Below are 15,490 nucleotides of genomic sequence, written 5' to 3' on the forward strand. Positions count from 1 at the left end.
GTGAGCGCGGGCCGGACGCGGCCCCAACGCCCCCGCCCCAACGCCCCGCCCCAACGGGGCCGCGCCGGCGAGGCGGGGGAGCGCTCAGAGGTCGGCCAGCAGTGTCGCCGGGCGTTCGACGCAGTCGGCCACGTATCGCAGGAAGCCGCCCGCCACACCTCCGTCGCAGACCCGGTGGTCGAAGCTCAGCGACAGTTGGGTGACCTTGCGTACGGCGAGCGCGCCGTCGACGACCCAGGGCTTGTCGACGATGCGGCCGACCCCCAGCAGCGCGGCCTCGGGATGGTTGATGATCGGGGTCGAGCCGTCCACGCCGAACACGCCGTAGTTGTTGAGCGTGAACGTGCCTCCGGTCAGCGCTTCGGGCGGCAGGCTGCCGGTGCGGGCCAGCGCGGTCAACCGGGCCAGCTCGGCGGCGAGTTGCGCGGTCGTCAGGGTGTGGGCGTTGCGCACCACGGGCACGACCAGGCCGCGCTCGGTCTGCGCGGCGAAGCCCACGTTCACGTGCGCGAAGCGCACGATCTCCTCGCGGGCGGTGTCCACGCTGGAGTTCAGTGCCGGGAAGCGCCGCAGGCCCGCGACGCAGATTCGGGTCAGGATCGCCAACAGGCCGATCCGCTGCTCCGGATGCGCGGCCTGGAGCACGTCCTTGGCCGCCAGCAGCGCGGTGGCGTCCACGTCCACCCAGGTCGTCGCGTCCGGGATCTCGGCCCGGCTGCGCGCGAGCTTGTGCGCGACCGCACGACGGATGCCACGCAGCGGGATGCGCTCCACGCCCGAGGCGCCGAGCGGTTCGCTCGGGGCGGGCGAACTCGCCTGCTTGTCAAGGGCGATGGCCTGTTCCACGTCGACGCGGCGGACGATTCCGTCGGCGCCGTCGGGAGTCAGCCGGGTGAGGTCGATGCCGTGATCACGGGCCAGCCTGCGCACCAGCGGGGAGATGACCAGGCATGCCCGGCCCGATTCCGGCGCCGGCGCATGGCCGCCGGCGGGCCGTACATCCCGCCTCGGTGCGGACCGGTCGCCGACTCGCGGGCCCGGCAGGGCGGTGGGGCGGGAGGCCGAGCCTCGACGCCGCCGCCGGGATGCCGGGGCGTGGCCGGTGCCGTAGCCGATCAGGACGTTTCCGGAGCCCGCCTGCTCCTCCTCGCGATAGCGGTCCGCAGCGCCGGGATCCAAGGCGCCGGGATCCAAGGCACCGGGACTCGCAACACCGGGATCGGCGACACGCGGGTCCCCCGCGCGAGAACCCACGGCACCGGAGTCCACACCACCGGAGCCAACGCCCCCGGGATCCACGCCGGTCTCCCCGCCCGCCGGGCCGACCGTGATCAGCGGCCGGCCCACCGCGAGTGCCGTGCCGGCCTCGGCGTGCAGGCACAACACCGTGCCCGCGTACGGCACGGGCACCTCGACGGCGGCCTTGGCGGTCTCGACCTCGACCACGATGTGGTCGACGTCCACCGTGTCGCCGACGGCGACCTTCCACTCGACGATCTCGGCCTCGGTCAAGCCCTCGCCCAGATCGGGTAGCAGGAAGACCTGCGCCCGGAGCGTGTCGGTGTTCACGCCGCCCCCTTGACGAGGTGTCGCACGTCCGGGGTGTCGTCGAACTGGAGCCGGTCCACGGCGTCCAACACACGATCCACTCCCGGCAGATGCGCATGCTCCAGCTTCGGCGGCGGATAGGGGATGTCGAACCCGGCCACGCGCAACACCGGCGCGGCCAGCGAGTGGAAACAACGCTCCTGTACCCGGGCCGCGATCTCGGCTCCCATCCCCGCGAAGCCCTGGGCCTCCTGGATCACCACACAGCGCCCGGTTCGGCGCACCGACGCGGCCACCGTGTCGTCGTCGAAGGGCACGAGCGTGCGCAGGTCCACGACCTCCAGACTGCGACCCTCCAGCGCCGCCGCCTCCGCCGCTTCCAACGCCACCGGCACCGACGGCCCGTACGCCACCAGCGTCGCGTCCGAGCCTTCGCGGCGCACGACCGCGCGACCGAACTCGCGGGCGCCGCGCGCGGCGACGTCGACCTCCTCCTTCGCCCAGTACAACTTCTTCGGCTCCAGGAACACCACCGGATCCGGATCCTCGATCGCATCGCGCAGCAGCCAGTAGGCGTCCTCGGGCGTCGCCGGGGTGACCACCTTCAACCCGGGCGTGTGGGCGTAGTACGCCTCGCTCGAATCGCAGTGGTGTTCCACGCCGCCGATGCCGCCCGCGTACGGGATGCGGATCACCATCGGCAGGGTGAGCCTGCCGCGGGTGCGGTTGCGCAGCTTCGCGACGTGCGAGGCGATCTGTTCGAAGGCGGGGTAGGCGAAGGCGTCGAACTGCATTTCCACCACGGGCCTGAAGCCGCCCATCGCCATGCCCACGGCCAGGCCGACGATGCCGGCCTCGGCGAGCGGGGTGTCGAAGCAGCGCTCTTCGCCGAAGTCGCGGGTGAGGCCGTCGGTGATGCGGAAGACGCCGCCGAGCGGGCCGACGTCCTCACCGAAGATCAGCACCCGCTCGTCCGCCGTCAACGCGTCGCGCAGGGCGGTGTTCAGCGCCCGGGCCATCGTGAGGGTCGCCATCTCAGGCCTCCTGGGCAGCGGATTCGGCGGCGAGCAGGGCACGTTGCTCGCGCAGTTGCGGGGTCGGTTCGGCGAAGACGTGGTCGAACAGTTCGAGCGGGTCGGCCTCGCGGTCGATGTTCATCCGGGTGCGCAGGTCGGCCGCGAAGGCCTCGGCGGCGTCCCGGTCGGCCGCGACGTCCTCGTCCGTGAGCAGGCCCCGTCCGCGCAGGTGCGCCTCCAGGCGGGCCAGCGGGTCGGCCGCGCGCCAGGTCTCCACCTCGGCCGCGTCGCGGTAGCGCGTCGCGTCGTCGGCGTTGGTGTGCGCGTCCATGCGGTAGGTGTGCGCCTCCACCAGGAACGGGCCGTTCCCGGCGCGGGCGTGGGCGACCGCCGCGGTCAGCACCGCCAGCACCGCCACCAGGTCGTTGCCGTCGACCTGTTCGGAGCGCACGCCGTACCCGACGCCCTTGTAGGCCAGCGCGGGTGCCGCGCTCTGCCGGGCGAGCGGCACCGAGATGGCGTACTTGTTGTTCTGTACGAAGAACACCACCGGCGCGCGGAAGACCGCCGCGAAGTTGAGCGCCTCGTGGAAGTCCCCCTCGCTGGTGCCGCCGTCGCCGATGAACGCCATCGCCACCCGGTCCTCGCCCCTGCGTCGCATCGCCTCGGCCATGCCGGTGGCGTGCAGCACCTGGGTGGCCAGCGGCGTGCACTGCGGCGCCACCCGGGTGGCCACCGGGTCGTAGCCGCAGTGCCAGTCCCCGCGCAGCAGCGTCAGCACCTCGACCGGGTCCACGCCGCGCGAGACCAGGGCCACCGAGTCGCGGTAGGTCGGGAACAACCAGTCGTCCTCGCGCAGCGCGAGCACGCCGGCGATCTGGCAGGCCTCCTGGCCGCGGCTGGAGGGGTACACGGCGAGCCGGCCCTGCTTGGTGAGCGCGGTGGCCTGGGTGTCGAACCGGCGCCCGAGCACCATGCGCCGGTAGGCCTCGCGCAGGTGCGTGTCGTCCGGGGCTGGGTATCCGGCGGGCTCCGGCGCGGCCGTGCCGTCCTCGGCGACGAAGCGCACCGGGGCGAGCGAGGGAAGGAAGCTCTGCATCGCCCGGCGCAGGGCCGTCGCGGACATCGGAGACATCGAAGACGCTCCCTTTCGTTGGACGTTTGACAGGTGAATGCTCCATCCGGTCGAAGTTCTGTTCAAGGATTTCCGGAATCGTGCGATAAATTGTCGCGACCAGACACTCATGGGAGCCGAATGTCCGAGAATGAAGCTTCGACGGGTCCCGAGCCGGGACGTTTGGCCGGCGCCCCGGATGCCACCGATCGCGCGATCATCGCCGAACTCGTCGCGGACGGACGGATATCCGTGCGCGCTCTCGCCGAGCGCATCCACATCTCCCGCGCCAACGCCTACGCCCGCATCGGCCGCATGGTCGAGGACGGCACGATCTCCGGCTTCACCACACGCCTGAACCCGCAGCGGGTGGGCCTGGGCACGACCGCGTACGTCACCGTCACCATCCAGCAGAACGCCTGGCGCGCGGTCGGCGAACGGCTGCGCGAGATCCCCTACATCGAGCACCTGGCCCTGGTCGGCGGCGACTACGACGTGCTGGCCCTGGTGCGCACCCCCGACAACACCGTGTTGCGCGACGTGGTCCTGGAGCAGATCCAGAGCATCCCCAACGTGCGCTCCACCCGCACGTGGCTGGTCTTCGAGGAGGCGCCGGGCCGCGGCGCCGTCTGGGAGGCGTGAGCACGCCCGCGGGCTGGGCCGTGTCCGGTGGATCCTGGTGGGGTCGCGCCGCCTGCCACCGCGTCTCGCCGCACCGGAGAAACAGCCGAATGGAACCACTGTGCGGCTGCTTCTCCGGCACGCCGAGCCACGGCACCGGACGACGCGACCTCATCCACCAGGATCCGCCGGACACGGCCCGGACCCCGGATCGATGTCGCGCCGGCCGGGGCGGTGCCGGCGGCGGGTCGTGGCCCGCCGCGGAGCCGGTTAGGGCCGCCTCCCGGGCGCGGCGCGCAGGCCGTCGAACAGGACCGTGGTCAGGGCGCCGGCCAGGGCGGACACCGGCAGGTCGCCGTCCGGGCGGTACCACTCGACCAGGGAGTTGACGGTGCCGAACAGCAGCCGGCTGGTCAGGTGCGGGTCGACGTCGGCGCGCACGCCGCCCTCGGCCGCGGCGCGGCTGACCAGTTCGGCGACGCGACGGTCGAACTCGCGGCGCTTGTCCAGCGCCCGCCGCTCCACGGGGCTGTTGCCGCGCACACGCAACAGCAGGGTGACGTAGGGGAGTTCGGCGGCGAGGACCTCGACGCTGCGGTGCACCACGTGTTCCAGCCGGGCGGTGGCCGAGGTGTCGGGCTCGGGGATCTCGTCCAGAACCGCGAACAGGGCGTCCAGGGCGCGTCCCAGGGCCAGGCCGAGCAGCTCCTCCTTGCCGGAGACGTGGTGGTAGATGCTGGACTTGCTCAGGCCCAGGCGCTTGGCCAACTCCTCCATGCCGGTGCCGTCGTAGCCACGCTCGTTGAACGCGGCCACCGCCACCTCCAGCAGCGAGTCGCGATCGTAGCCGGGGCGGCCCACGCGGCCGGTGTTCCTGTGTACGGGTGTACTGCTCACCGGGTCATTGTGTCAGCAGCCGCAGGTCACGATCGCCGCAGTTCGCGCGCCCGGCGCGGCCTGCCGGCGAGTCTTTCGGGCACATCCACCGCCTTGTTAACCGACCGAACATTCGGTAACGTCCGCCGGACCGAACAGTCCCGCATCACCGCTGCATGTCAAGAGGTGGATCGCATGCCCGACGTGAACTCCGAGCGCCCCGACTTCTTCGCGCGCCATCGCACGCTGCTGGAGCAGGCGGTGCACGCCACCGCGCACCGCGACCACTGGACGCCCTACCCCGAGTCGCCGAGCACCTCCGTCTACGGCGAGCAGGCCCCCGCCCTCGGCGAGGCGGCGTTCCAGGAGCAGATCGGCCGCCCGTTCGCGCTGCCCGACCACCCCGGCGACGGCCGCGTGCTCGCCGGTGAGACCTCCCCGTACGGTCGTGCGCTGGGCATCTCCTATCCGCGCCTCGACCCGGAGCAGGCCGTCGCCACCGCGAAGGCCGCCGCCGGGCCCTGGCGCGCCGCCGACCCCGACACCCGCGCCGGCGTCGCCGCCGAGATCCTGGCCCGGCTGAACGCGGCGACCTTCGAGATCGCGCACGCCGTACAGCACACCACCGGGCAGCCGTTCGTGATGGCCTTCCAGGCCGGCGGCCCGCACGCCCAGGACCGCGGCCTGGAGGCGGTCGCCTACGCCTGGGCCGAACAAAAGCGCCACCCCGTCGCGGCCCGCTGGAGCAAGCCCCAACGCAAGGGCGGACCGCTGGAGTTGGACAAGACGTTCACCCCCGTCGGACGCGGCGTCGCCGTGCTGATCGCCTGCAACACCTTCCCGACCTGGAACGGCTACCCCGGCCTGTTCGCCAGCCTGGTCACCGGCAACCCGGTCGTGGTCAAGCCCCACCCGGGCGCCGTGTTGCCCCTGGCGATCACCGTGCGCATCGCCCGCGAGGTCCTGGCCGAGGCCGGTTTCTCCCCGGACGTGGTGCTGCTCGCCGCCGAGGCGCCCGACGGCCGCAGCGCCGCCACCCTGGCCCTGCACCCCGACGTGCGCATCGTCGACTTCACCGGCTCGACCGCCTTCGGCGACTGGCTCGAGGCCAACGCCCGCCAGGCCGCGGTGTACACCGAGAAGGCCGGGCTCAACACCGTCGTCCTGGACTCCACCGACGACTATCGCGGGCTGCTGGGCAATCTCGCCTTCTCGCTGTCCCTGTACAGCGGTCAGATGTGCACCACCCCGCAGAACCTGCTCATCCCGCGCGAAGGCTTCGCGACCGACCAGGGCCCCCGTACCGCCGACGAGTTCGCCGCCGACCTGGGCGCCGCACTGGACCGCCTGCTCGCCGACCCCGCGCGCGCCGTGCACACCCTCGGCGCGATCGTCAACGACGGCGTGCGGCACACCCTCGAAGCGGCCGCGGCCCTGGGTCACACCGTGCACGCCTCGACCGAGGTCGCGCACCCCGAGCACCCCAAGGCGATCGTGCGCACGCCCCTGGTGGCCCGCCTCGACGCGAACACCGACCGGGACACCTACACCCGGGAATGGTTCGGGCCGGTCTCCTTCGTCATCGGCACCGACTCCACCGAGCACGGCCTGGCGATCCTGCGCGAGTGCGTCGGCGCGCACGGCGCGTTGACCGCCGCCGTGCACTCCACCAACGAGACCGTGCTGGCCGCGGCCCGCGAGGCCGCCCTGGACGCGGGCGTGCACCTGTCGGAGAACCTCACCGGCGGCGTGTTCGTCAACCAGTCCGCCGCCTTCAGCGACTTCCACGGCAGCGCCGCCAACCCCGCCGCCAGCGCCACCCTGTCCGACCCCGCGTTCGTCACCGCCCGCTTCGCCACCCTGCAATCCCGCCGTCCCGTCGCGAAGGAGCCGGTCGGTGTCTGAGGCCGTCTACATCGTCGACGGCGCCCGCACCCCGCAGGGCCGCTACGGCGGCGCCCTGGCCACGGTCCGCCCCGACGACCTGGCCGCCCTCGTGGTCGGCGAGGCCGTACGCCGTGCCGGCATCCCCGCGGACGCCGTCGACGAGGTGATCCTCGGCGCCGCCAACCAGGCCGGCGAGGACAACCGCGACGTCGCCCGCATGGCCGTGCTCCTGGCCGGCCTTCCGCACACCGTGCCCGGCTACACCGTCAACCGGCTGTGCGCCTCGGGGCTGACCGCCCTCGCCTGCGCCGCCCAGAGCATCCGCGCCGGCGAGGCCGACCTCGTCGTCGCCGGCGGCGTCGAGTCGATGACCCGCGCGCCGTGGGTGATGGACAAGCCCGGGACCCCCTGGGCCAAGCCCGGCGCCGTGCACGACACCTCCCTGGGCTGGCGCTTCACCAACCCCCGCTTCACCGCCGCCGATCGCGCCGCGCCGCCCGACGCGGGCCGGATCACCCTGTCGATGGGCGAGACCGCCGAGGAGGTCGCCGCCCTGGACGGGATCACCCGCGCCCGCTCCGACGCGTTCGCCCTGCGCAGTCACCAACGCGCGGTCGCCGCCCGGGAACAGGGCCACTTCGACCGCGAGATCGTGCCCGTGCCCGTCGGAGCGGACGCGGTCACCCGGGACGAGGGCCCCCGCCCGACCACCACGCTCGACAAACTCGCCGGCCTGCGCACCCTCTTCCGCCCGGACGGCATCGTCACCGCGGGCTCCGCCTCACCCCTGTCCGACGGTGCCGCCGCCTTGGTCCTGGCCGGCGAGGCGGCCGTGCGACGGCACGGCCTCACCCCGCGGGCCCGGATCGTCGCCTCCGCCTCCGCGGGCGTAGAACCCCACCTGATGGGCCTGGGCCCGGTGCCCGCCACCGAAAAGGTGCTCGCCCGCGCCGGATGGGGGATCGCCGACCTGGCGGCGGTCGAACTCAACGAGGCGTTCGCCGCCCAGGCCCTGGCCGTCGTCGGGCGCCTGGGCCTGGACGAGGACGTCGTCAACGCCGACGGCGGCGCCATCGCGCTGGGCCACCCGCTCGGCTGCACCGGCGCCCGCATCGTGCTGACCCTGCTCGGACGCCTGGAACGCGAGCACGCCCGGCGCGGCCTGGCCACCCTGTGCGTCGGCGTCGGCCAGGGTGTCGCGATGCTCGTGGAGCGCACATGAGCGGCACCCGGGCCGCGCCCGAACCGGCCCACGAATACCACACGTTGCGGATCGAGGAGCGCGCGGACCGCGTCGTCGTCACCCTGCGCCGCCCCCGCGAGCACAACGCCATCGACGCCCGGATGATCGGCGAACTGCACGCCGTGTGCGACCTGTTGGAGCGCGACCCCAGGCTGCTCCTGCTCACCGGCCACGGCGGCGTCTTCGCCGCCGGCGCCGACATCGCCGAACTGCGCGAACGCGGTCGCGACCAGGCCCTACAGGGCATCAACAGCCGCCTGTTCGAACGGGTACGCCGGCTGCCCATGCCCACCGTCGCCGCCGTCGACGGCTGGGCCCTGGGCGGCGGCGCCGAACTGGCGTACGCCTGCGACCTGCGCATCGCCGGCCCCGACGCGGTCTTCGGCAACCCCGAACCCGGCCTGGGCATCCTCGCCGCCGCCGGCGCCTGCCGGCTCCTGCCCGCACTGGTCGGCGAATCCGTCGCCAAGCAGATCCTGCTCGCCGGCCACCGCCTCGACGCCCGCGCGGCGTTGGCCGCGGGACTGGTGATCGACGTCGTCCCCGCCGACGAACTCCTCGACCGCGCGCACGCCTTGCTGGACCGCATGGCGCGCTCCTCGGCCCTCGCCCTGCGGTTGACCAAACTCGTCGTCGACGCGCCCGGCGCCCATCCGATCGCCGACGACCTGGCCCAGGCCGTGCTCTTCGAGAGCCAGGACAAGAAGGACCGGATGACCCGCTTCCTGGACGCAAGGAGCCGCACATGAGCCCCACCCCACCGGCCCCGCCCGCCGTGGTCGGCGTGATCGGCGGCGGCCGCATGGGCGCCGGCATCGCGCAGACGTTCGCAGCCGCCGGCTCCTCGGTCACCATCGTCGAGAGCAGCCCCGACACCGCCGCCGCGGCCCGCGAACGCATCGCCGTCGGCCTGGAACGCGCCGCCGCACGCGGCACCCGCACCGAACCCCCCGCGCACGTGCTCGCCCGGGTGAGCACGGTCGACGCGGTCGAACACCTGCCCGCGCACGCCGACCTGATCGTGGAGGCCGTCCCCGAGGACGCCGCCCTCAAGGCCCGCCTGCTCGCCGCCGCCGAACGCGTCGTCGATGCGGGCACCGTGCTGGCCACCAACACCAGTTCGCTGTCCGTCACCGACCTCGCCGCGGCCCTGACCCGGCCCGGCCGCTTCCTGGGCATGCACTTCTTCAACCCGGTCCCCGCCTCCGCACTCGTCGAACTCGTCCGCGCCCCCGACACCACCGCCGACGTGCTCGCCCGCGCCCTGGACTGGACCCACGCGCTGGGCAAACAGGACGTCGTCGTCAACGACTCGCCCGGATTCGCCAGCAGCCGGCTGGGCCTGGCCCTGGGCTTGGAGGCGATCCGCATGGTCGAGGACGGCGTCGCCGCCCCCGAGGCCATCGACGACGCCATGCGACTGGGCTACCGGCACCCGATGGGCCCGCTGCGCCTGACCGACCTGGTCGGCCTCGACGTGCGGCTGGCCATCGCCGAACACCTGCACGCCACCCTCGGCGAGCGCTTCGCACCGCCCCGACTGCTGCGCGAGAAGGTCGCCCGCGGCGAGTTGGGCCGCAAGACCGGACAGGGGTTCTACGCATGGCCGTGACCGAGACCGCCCCGGACGACGCCCGTGTCGGATACACCCTCGACGGCGACGTCGCCGTGCTCGAACTGTGCCGCCCCGCCGCCGGGAACGCCCTCGACGCGCCGCTGCGCCGCGAACTGCTCGCCGCCGTGCGTCGGGTGCGCGACGAGGGGGCCAGGGTGCGCGCGGTCCTGCTCGCCGCCCGGGGCCGGCACTTCTGCGTCGGCCAGGACCTCAAGGAACACGCCCGCGCCCTGGAGCACGACCCCGCGTCCGCCTTCGCCATCGTGCGTGCGCAGTACAACCCGCTGGTGAGCGCGCTGCACGCGCTGCCCCAACCGGTGGTCGCCGCCGTCGAGGGCGCCTGCGTCGGCGCCGGACTGGGCCTGGCGCTGTGCGCGGACCTGCGGGTCGCGGCCGAGAGCGCCCGCTTCGCCACCGCCTTCACCGGGATCGGCCTGGCCGCCGACACCGGCGTCAGCGGCGCACTGGCCCGCGCGGTGGGGCCCGCACGGGCGGCGGCCCTGATGCTCCTCGACGAACGGATCGACGCCGAGGCCGCCCGGCGCTGCGGCCTCGTGCACCGCGTCGTGCCCGACGGTGCCGCGACCGACGAGGGGCTGGCCCTGGCCCGACGCTTGGCCGCCGGACCGACCGCCGCCTACGCCGAGGTCAAGGCGCTGCTGCGACTCGCGGACCCGGCGGACCCGGCCGACGTGCTCGAACGGGAGGCGGCGGCCCAGGAGCGACTGGGCCGCACCGAGGACCACCGCGCGGCGGTACGGGCCTTCCTGGCGGGCGACCGGCCCACCTTCCACGGACACTGACCCACCCCGAAGCCCCGCGCGGGCTCCGGTTTCGCCACATCATGGACCGAACGAACGGTCGGTAGGGAATCTTTCGATGGCCACACCACCCACACCCCCGTCACCCGCGCCCGACGTACCCCCGGACCTCGCCCGACACTTCGAGGCCACCCTCGCCAGGGACCAGCGCATCGAACCCCGCGACTGGATGCCCGACGGCTACCGCCGGACCCTGATCCGCCAGATCGCCCAACACGCGCACTCCGAGATCATCGGCATGCAGCCCGAAGGCGAATGGATCACCCGCGCCCCCTCCCTGCGCCGCAAGGCCATCCTGCTCGCCAAGGTCCAGGACGAAGCCGGCCACGGCCTCTACCTGTACTCCGCCGCGGAAACCCTCGGCGCAGACCGCGCCGACCTGACCGCACGCCTGATCGACGGCCGCCAGAAGTACTCCTCGATCTTCAACTACCCCACCCTGAGCTACGCCGACGTCGGCGTCATCGGCTGGTTCGTCGACGGCGCCGCCATCTGCAACCAGGTCCCGCTGTGCCGCAGTTCCTATGGGCCCTACGCACGTGCCATGGTCCGCGTGTGCAAGGAGGAGTCCTTCCACCAACGCCAGGGATACGAGCAGCTCGCCACGATGATGCGCGGCACCGAGGCCCAGCGCGCCATGGTCCAGGACGCGGTCGACCGCTGGTGGTGGCCCTCCCTGATGATGTTCGGCCCGCCCGACGACGACTCGCCCAACTCCGCACAGTCGATGGCCTGGAAGATCAAGCGCCACACCAACGACGAACTGCGCCAACGCTTCGTCGACATGACGGTGCCTCAGGCACGCGCCCTCGGCGTGACCCTGCCCGACCCGCAGCTGATCTGGAACCCCGACCGCGGACACCACGACTTCGGCACCCCCGACTGGGCCGAACTGCAACGCGTGATCCGCGGCGACGGGCCCTGCAACAGCGCGCGCATCCGACGACGCAAGGCCGCCCACGAGGACGGCGCCTGGGTCCGCGAGGCAGCGAGCGCCCACGCGGCCAAGCACACCACCGCGACACCCACCCCGACAGGAGCAGCGGCATGAACGACACCCCCACCCGGGCCGACTGGCCCCTCTACGAGGTGTTCGTGCGCGGCAAGCGCGGCCTCAACCACGTCCACGTCGGCTCCCTGCACGCCGCCGACGACCGCATGGCCCTGACCCACGCCCGGGACCTGTACACCCGCCGCAACGAGGGCGTGAGCATCTGGGTGGTGCGCTCGCGGCACATCACCGCCTCCAGTCGGGACGAGAAGGACCCCTTCTTCGCCCCCAGCGCCGACAAGGTCTACCGCCACCCCACCTTCTACGACATCCCCGACGACGTCCCCCACATCTGAGGAGCAGGTCATGCCCGACGACCACCTCCACCCGTCCCTGGCCGACGGGGACGGCGGCGACGCCCGCTGGGCCTTCGGCACCGGCTTCGAGGATCCCCTGCACGGCGTGGACACCACGCTGCCCGCACACGTGGACGCCGTCGAACTCGCCGCGTGCTGCCTGGCGCTGGCCGACGACGCCCTGATCGGCGCCCAGCGGCTGGCCGAATGGACCACCCGCGCCCCCGAGTTGGAAGAGGAGCTGGCCCTGGCCAACATCGCCCTCGACCTGCTCGGCCAGGCACGCCTGCTCTACGCACGCTGCGGCCGGGCCGACGGCAGCGGTCGCGACGAGGACGCCTACGCCTACCTCCGCGACCCGGCCGACTTCCGCAACGTACGCCTGGCCGAACTCCCCAACGGTGACTTCGCGTTCACCATCGCCCGGCTGCTGCTCCTGTCCACCTGGCGACTCGCGCACCTCACCCGGCTGGTGGCATCCCCCGACCCGGTGCTCGCGGCCATCGCCGCCAAGGGCGTCAAGGAGTTGACCTACCACCGCCAGTACGCCGCCGAGTGGACGGTGCGGCTGGGCGACGGCACCGAGGAGTCGCACCGCCGCATGCACACCGCACTCCACGAAGTCGCCCCCTGGCTGCCCGAGTTGTACGAGGCGCACGACGCACGCGAGGAGGTCGGGACGGTCCTGCGCCAGGTGCTGGACGTCGCCGGCCTGGCCGTCCCGCCCGCCGCCGCGCCGCCGCCCGGCCACGGCAGGAACGGCGAGCACACCGAGCATCTGGCCCCGCTCCTGGCCGAGTTGCAGGGCCTGGCCCGGGCCCACCCGGGAGCGACATGGTGACCGCGGGCGTCGCGTCGGACGTCCGCCGCGCCCGACACATCGCCGAACAGGTCCCCGACCCCGAACTGCCCGCCCTGACCCTGGCCGACCTCGGCGTGCTGCGCGACGTCGACATCACCGCGGACGGAACCGTCGTCGCCGGCCTCACCCCCACCTACTCCGGTTGCCCGGCCATGGCCGAGATGCGCGCCGAGGTCGCCGCCCGCCTGCACGCCGCCGGATTCGCCCGCGTCGAGATCCGCACCGTCCTGGACCCGCCGTGGAGCACCGACCGCATCACGGCCGCCGGGCGCCGCAAACTCGCCCGCTACGGCATCGCCCCGCCCGGCGGCGCACCGCGCCCCGTCGCGGGTCCCGTCCCACTGGACCTGCTGCCGACCCGCCGCCGCGTGCCCTGCCCGCACTGCGGTTCGACGGACACCGAGGAAACCTCCCGGTTCGCCGCCACCGCCTGCCGGGCACTGCGCCGCTGCCTCGCCTGCCGCGAGCCGTTCGAGCACATGAAGGAGATCTGATGCAGGAGCCGACGACCATGATCTCCGGCACCGCGCCGTCGCCCGCCCGCCGGCGCCCGCGTTTCCACCGCCTGCGCGTGGCAACGGTAGAGCGGCTGTGCGAGGACGCCGCCGCGGTCGCCTTCGACGTGCCCGAGGACCTGGCCGACACCTTCGCCTTCGTCCCCGGCCAGTCGCTCACGCTGCGCCGCGAGATCGACGGCGCGGACGAACGCCGCTCCTACTCCATCTGCTCCGCCGCCGGCACCCGACCGCGCATCGGCGTACGCGTCGTACCCGGCGGACTGTTCTCCTCCTGGCTCGTGCACGACGTGCGACCCGGCGACAGCGTCGAGGTGATGGCACCGACCGGCACCTTCACGGCCGACGTGTCCACTCCCGCGCACCACGTGCTGATCGCCGCGGGCTCCGGCATCACCCCGATGGTGTCGATCGCCGAATCGGTGCTCGCCGCCCACGACAGCTCGCGCGTCACCCTCCTGTACGGCAACCGCCGCACCGACACGGTGATGTTCGCCGACGACCTGGCCGACCTGAAGGACCTGCACCCGGCACGCTTCGAACTCGCCCACGTGCTGTCCCGGGAACCCCGCGAGGCGGACCTGTTCTCCGGCCGCCTCGACCACGACCGCCTCCTGGCCCTGATCGACGGCCTGGTCGACGTCGACCGTGCCGACCACTGGTGGTTGTGCGGCCCCCACGGCATGATCCGCGACGCCCGGCGCGCCCTGGCCACCCTCGGGGTGCCCGACGAACGCGTCCACCAGGAACTGTTCTTCGCCGACGACACACCGCCCCCGGCCGTCCACCGCGAGGACGCGAAGGCGGACGGACCGGTGAGCCGGGTGACCATCGTGCTGGACGGCCGCTCCACGGTCGCCGACCTGCCCCGCGACACCAGCATCCTGGACGGTGCCGGCCGGCTGCGCCCGGACATGCCGTTCGCGTGCAAGGGCGGCGTGTGCGGCACCTGCCGGGCCCTCGTCCGCGACGGCACGGCGGACATGCGTCGCAACTACGCCCTCGACCCGGTGGAGACCGAGGCCGGCTACGTCCTGACCTGCCAGACGTACCCCGGTTCCGACACGCTGACCGTCGACTTCGACACCTGAGGGCGGCAGCGCCGGCCGCCCGCGGCGGTCGCCGTGAAGACGTGCCGGCCGTGCGGCCGGCGCCGACCGGATCCTCGGCCGTTCCACGGCAGCCCTCCGGCACGGCCCGACCGCACGCCCCGAAACGCCGGGGACCTCGGACTCCGCGATTCGGCCGCGGAGTCCGAGGTCCCTGTTGCGCGCGGTCACCCGCCGCGCCACCGGCGTCGGCGACGGTCCGGCCGGGCGAGGTCGACCGGACCCGATCGACGCGGTGGGCGCTCCCGGGTGGCGCTGCGCGTCCGGCTACGTCCGGCTAACGGGGCACGGACGTGCCGTCGCCTGCGGTCGGATCAGCCGGTGTCAGCAGGGGATCGCGAGATCGATGGTCACCGGCCGCGCCGGCCACTGGTAGGAATCCACGCTGAAGCTGCCGTGCACCGTCGAACCGCACGGCACGGTGCCGCCCACGCCGGTGACCTTGATCGTCGTGTAGTGGAAGAGCGCGTCCTGATTCACCGCGCCGAGCGAGACGCCGGCCACGTTGCCGGACAGGCGCAGGGTCAGCGGCTGCGGCTGCTGCGGCGGACTGCCGGGGGACGGAGGGCCGGCAAGGCCGACCTGACCGAAGAGGCGGACGGTGTCACCGGTGATCTCGGCGCAGACCTTGGTCGACAGACCGGACTGGAGCCCGGAGGCGCCGCAGGTCACGGTGGTCGGGGCGGGGTCGGCTCCGGCGACCGGCGCGGTGGCGATGACGCTCAGGCCGGCTATGCCTATCGCTGCCGCGGTCGTCATGAACTTCATGGGAGTCCTCCGATGTCGTGGCACCCGAAGTCGGGTGCTCTTGATGAGGTGTGACATTTCACATCTCACATGGCACATCATTGCATGACGATGAGTCGTCTCGTGGCCTCGAAGGGTGAACATCGACGTGATCTGCGTTACATGCAGT

The 15,490-nt window shown here is 73.1% G+C and carries 16 protein-coding genes; 11 read left to right on the forward strand and 5 right to left on the reverse strand.

Going from position 1 to position 15,490, the window contains the following annotated elements:
- Window positions 1-84: 84 nt before the first annotated feature.
- From ACIBM5_RS26095 to pdhA, 3 genes are read right to left on the reverse strand one after another with little or no spacing between them, the layout of a single operon-like run.
- Window positions 85-1,569, reverse strand: a complete 1,485-nt coding sequence (locus ACIBM5_RS26095; RefSeq protein WP_396009049.1) for a dihydrolipoamide acetyltransferase family protein — start codon at window positions 1,567-1,569, stop codon at window positions 85-87.
- On the reverse strand, window positions 1,566-2,582 hold the full coding sequence (locus tag ACIBM5_RS26100) for an alpha-ketoacid dehydrogenase subunit beta (protein ID WP_396009050.1): 1,017 nt from the start codon (window positions 2,580-2,582) through the stop codon (window positions 1,566-1,568). Before ACIBM5_RS26100 ends, ACIBM5_RS26095 begins: the two co-directional genes overlap by 4 nt.
- A gap of 1 nt (window position 2,583) precedes the next feature.
- The gene (pdhA, locus tag ACIBM5_RS26105; RefSeq protein ID WP_396009111.1) at window positions 2,584-3,690 is read right to left on the reverse strand and encodes a pyruvate dehydrogenase (acetyl-transferring) E1 component subunit alpha; all 1,107 of its coding nucleotides are present in this window, start codon (window positions 3,688-3,690) and stop codon (window positions 2,584-2,586) included.
- Window positions 3,691-3,819: 129 nt separating this feature from the next.
- Here pdhA and ACIBM5_RS26110 point away from each other — a divergent pair, with 129 nt between their 5' ends.
- Window positions 3,820-4,320 (forward strand): Lrp/AsnC family transcriptional regulator, encoded by a 501-nt coding sequence (locus ACIBM5_RS26110; protein ID WP_391583402.1) that lies wholly within the window; start codon window positions 3,820-3,822, stop codon window positions 4,318-4,320.
- A 249-nt stretch (window positions 4,321-4,569) separates the two neighbouring features.
- On the opposite strand, the gene ACIBM5_RS26115 is transcribed toward ACIBM5_RS26110, so the two are convergent.
- Entirely contained in the window at window positions 4,570-5,196 is a 627-nt protein-coding gene (locus ACIBM5_RS26115; protein WP_396009051.1) for a TetR/AcrR family transcriptional regulator, read from the reverse strand.
- A gap of 174 nt (window positions 5,197-5,370) precedes the next feature.
- Between ACIBM5_RS26115 and paaN the strand changes: the two genes are divergently transcribed.
- From paaN to paaE, 10 genes are all read left to right on the forward strand, one after another.
- Window positions 5,371-7,080, forward strand: coding sequence for a phenylacetic acid degradation protein PaaN (gene paaN / locus ACIBM5_RS26120; RefSeq protein ID WP_396009052.1), 1,710 nt, complete (start codon window positions 5,371-5,373; stop codon window positions 7,078-7,080).
- Entirely contained in the window at window positions 7,073-8,284 is a 1,212-nt protein-coding gene (locus ACIBM5_RS26125; protein ID WP_396009053.1) for a thiolase family protein, read from the forward strand. Before paaN ends, ACIBM5_RS26125 begins: the two co-directional genes overlap by 8 nt.
- Complete coding sequence (locus ACIBM5_RS26130) at window positions 8,281-9,054, forward strand: enoyl-CoA hydratase/isomerase family protein (protein ID WP_396009054.1); 774 nt, start codon at window positions 8,281-8,283, stop codon at window positions 9,052-9,054. The genes ACIBM5_RS26125 and ACIBM5_RS26130 overlap by 4 nt, the downstream gene beginning before the upstream one ends.
- A complete protein-coding gene (locus ACIBM5_RS26135; protein WP_396009055.1) occupies window positions 9,051-9,917 on the forward strand; it encodes a 3-hydroxyacyl-CoA dehydrogenase family protein in 867 nt (288 codons plus the stop codon). The genes ACIBM5_RS26130 and ACIBM5_RS26135 overlap by 4 nt, the downstream gene beginning before the upstream one ends.
- Entirely contained in the window at window positions 9,908-10,723 is an 816-nt protein-coding gene (locus ACIBM5_RS26140) for an enoyl-CoA hydratase/isomerase family protein (protein WP_396009056.1), read from the forward strand. Before ACIBM5_RS26135 ends, ACIBM5_RS26140 begins: the two co-directional genes overlap by 10 nt.
- Window positions 10,724-10,799: 76 nt before the next feature.
- The gene (gene paaA, locus ACIBM5_RS26145; RefSeq protein ID WP_396009057.1) at window positions 10,800-11,792 is read left to right on the forward strand and encodes a 1,2-phenylacetyl-CoA epoxidase subunit PaaA; all 993 of its coding nucleotides are present in this window, start codon (window positions 10,800-10,802) and stop codon (window positions 11,790-11,792) included.
- Window positions 11,789-12,088: a 1,2-phenylacetyl-CoA epoxidase subunit PaaB gene (gene paaB, locus ACIBM5_RS26150; protein ID WP_396009058.1), complete on the forward strand. Its 300-nt coding sequence runs from the start codon at window positions 11,789-11,791 to the stop codon at window positions 12,086-12,088. The genes paaA and paaB overlap by 4 nt, the downstream gene beginning before the upstream one ends.
- A 10-nt stretch (window positions 12,089-12,098) precedes the next feature.
- Window positions 12,099-12,929, forward strand: coding sequence for a 1,2-phenylacetyl-CoA epoxidase subunit PaaC (gene paaC / locus ACIBM5_RS26155; protein WP_396009059.1), 831 nt, complete (start codon window positions 12,099-12,101; stop codon window positions 12,927-12,929).
- Window positions 12,923-13,444: a 1,2-phenylacetyl-CoA epoxidase subunit PaaD gene (gene paaD / locus ACIBM5_RS26160; RefSeq protein WP_396009060.1), complete on the forward strand. Its 522-nt coding sequence runs from the start codon at window positions 12,923-12,925 to the stop codon at window positions 13,442-13,444. The genes paaC and paaD overlap by 7 nt, the downstream gene beginning before the upstream one ends.
- The gene (gene paaE / locus ACIBM5_RS26165; RefSeq protein WP_396009061.1) at window positions 13,444-14,556 is read left to right on the forward strand and encodes a 1,2-phenylacetyl-CoA epoxidase subunit PaaE; all 1,113 of its coding nucleotides are present in this window, start codon (window positions 13,444-13,446) and stop codon (window positions 14,554-14,556) included. The genes paaD and paaE overlap by 1 nt, the downstream gene beginning before the upstream one ends.
- Window positions 14,557-14,898: 342 nt before the next feature.
- On the opposite strand, the gene ACIBM5_RS26170 is transcribed toward paaE, so the two are convergent.
- Window positions 14,899-15,342: a hypothetical protein gene (locus ACIBM5_RS26170; RefSeq protein WP_391583390.1), complete on the reverse strand. Its 444-nt coding sequence runs from the start codon at window positions 15,340-15,342 to the stop codon at window positions 14,899-14,901.
- Window positions 15,343-15,490: the final 148 nt, after the last annotated feature.

This window comes from Embleya sp. NPDC050493 (genome assembly GCF_044458105.1).
Classification (GTDB): Bacteria; Actinomycetota; Actinomycetes; order Streptomycetales; family Streptomycetaceae; genus Embleya.

Excerpts from the sequence above, each read along its gene's own strand:
- ACIBM5_RS26170 (WP_391583390.1), bottom strand. The coding sequence starts at position 15,342 with ATGAAGTTCATGACGACCGCGGCAGCGATAGGCATAGCCGGCCTGAGC.
- ACIBM5_RS26140 (WP_396009056.1), top strand. The coding sequence starts at position 9,908 with ATGGCCGTGACCGAGACCGCCCCGGACGACGCCCGTGTCGGATACACC.
- ACIBM5_RS26100 (WP_396009050.1), bottom strand. The coding sequence starts at position 2,582 with ATGGCGACCCTCACGATGGCCCGGGCGCTGAACACCGCCCTGCGCGAC.
- paaA (WP_396009057.1), top strand. The coding sequence starts at position 10,800 with ATGGCCACACCACCCACACCCCCGTCACCCGCGCCCGACGTACCCCCG.
- ACIBM5_RS26110 (WP_391583402.1), top strand. The coding sequence starts at position 3,820 with ATGTCCGAGAATGAAGCTTCGACGGGTCCCGAGCCGGGACGTTTGGCC.
- paaN (WP_396009052.1), top strand. The coding sequence starts at position 5,371 with ATGCCCGACGTGAACTCCGAGCGCCCCGACTTCTTCGCGCGCCATCGC.
- paaC (WP_396009059.1), top strand. The coding sequence starts at position 12,099 with ATGCCCGACGACCACCTCCACCCGTCCCTGGCCGACGGGGACGGCGGC.
- paaD (WP_396009060.1), top strand. The coding sequence starts at position 12,923 with ATGGTGACCGCGGGCGTCGCGTCGGACGTCCGCCGCGCCCGACACATC.
- ACIBM5_RS26135 (WP_396009055.1), top strand. The coding sequence starts at position 9,051 with ATGAGCCCCACCCCACCGGCCCCGCCCGCCGTGGTCGGCGTGATCGGC.
- pdhA (WP_396009111.1), bottom strand. The coding sequence starts at position 3,690 with ATGTCCGCGACGGCCCTGCGCCGGGCGATGCAGAGCTTCCTTCCCTCG.
- ACIBM5_RS26130 (WP_396009054.1), top strand. The coding sequence starts at position 8,281 with ATGAGCGGCACCCGGGCCGCGCCCGAACCGGCCCACGAATACCACACG.
- paaE (WP_396009061.1), top strand. The coding sequence starts at position 13,444 with ATGCAGGAGCCGACGACCATGATCTCCGGCACCGCGCCGTCGCCCGCC.
- paaB (WP_396009058.1), top strand. The coding sequence starts at position 11,789 with ATGAACGACACCCCCACCCGGGCCGACTGGCCCCTCTACGAGGTGTTC.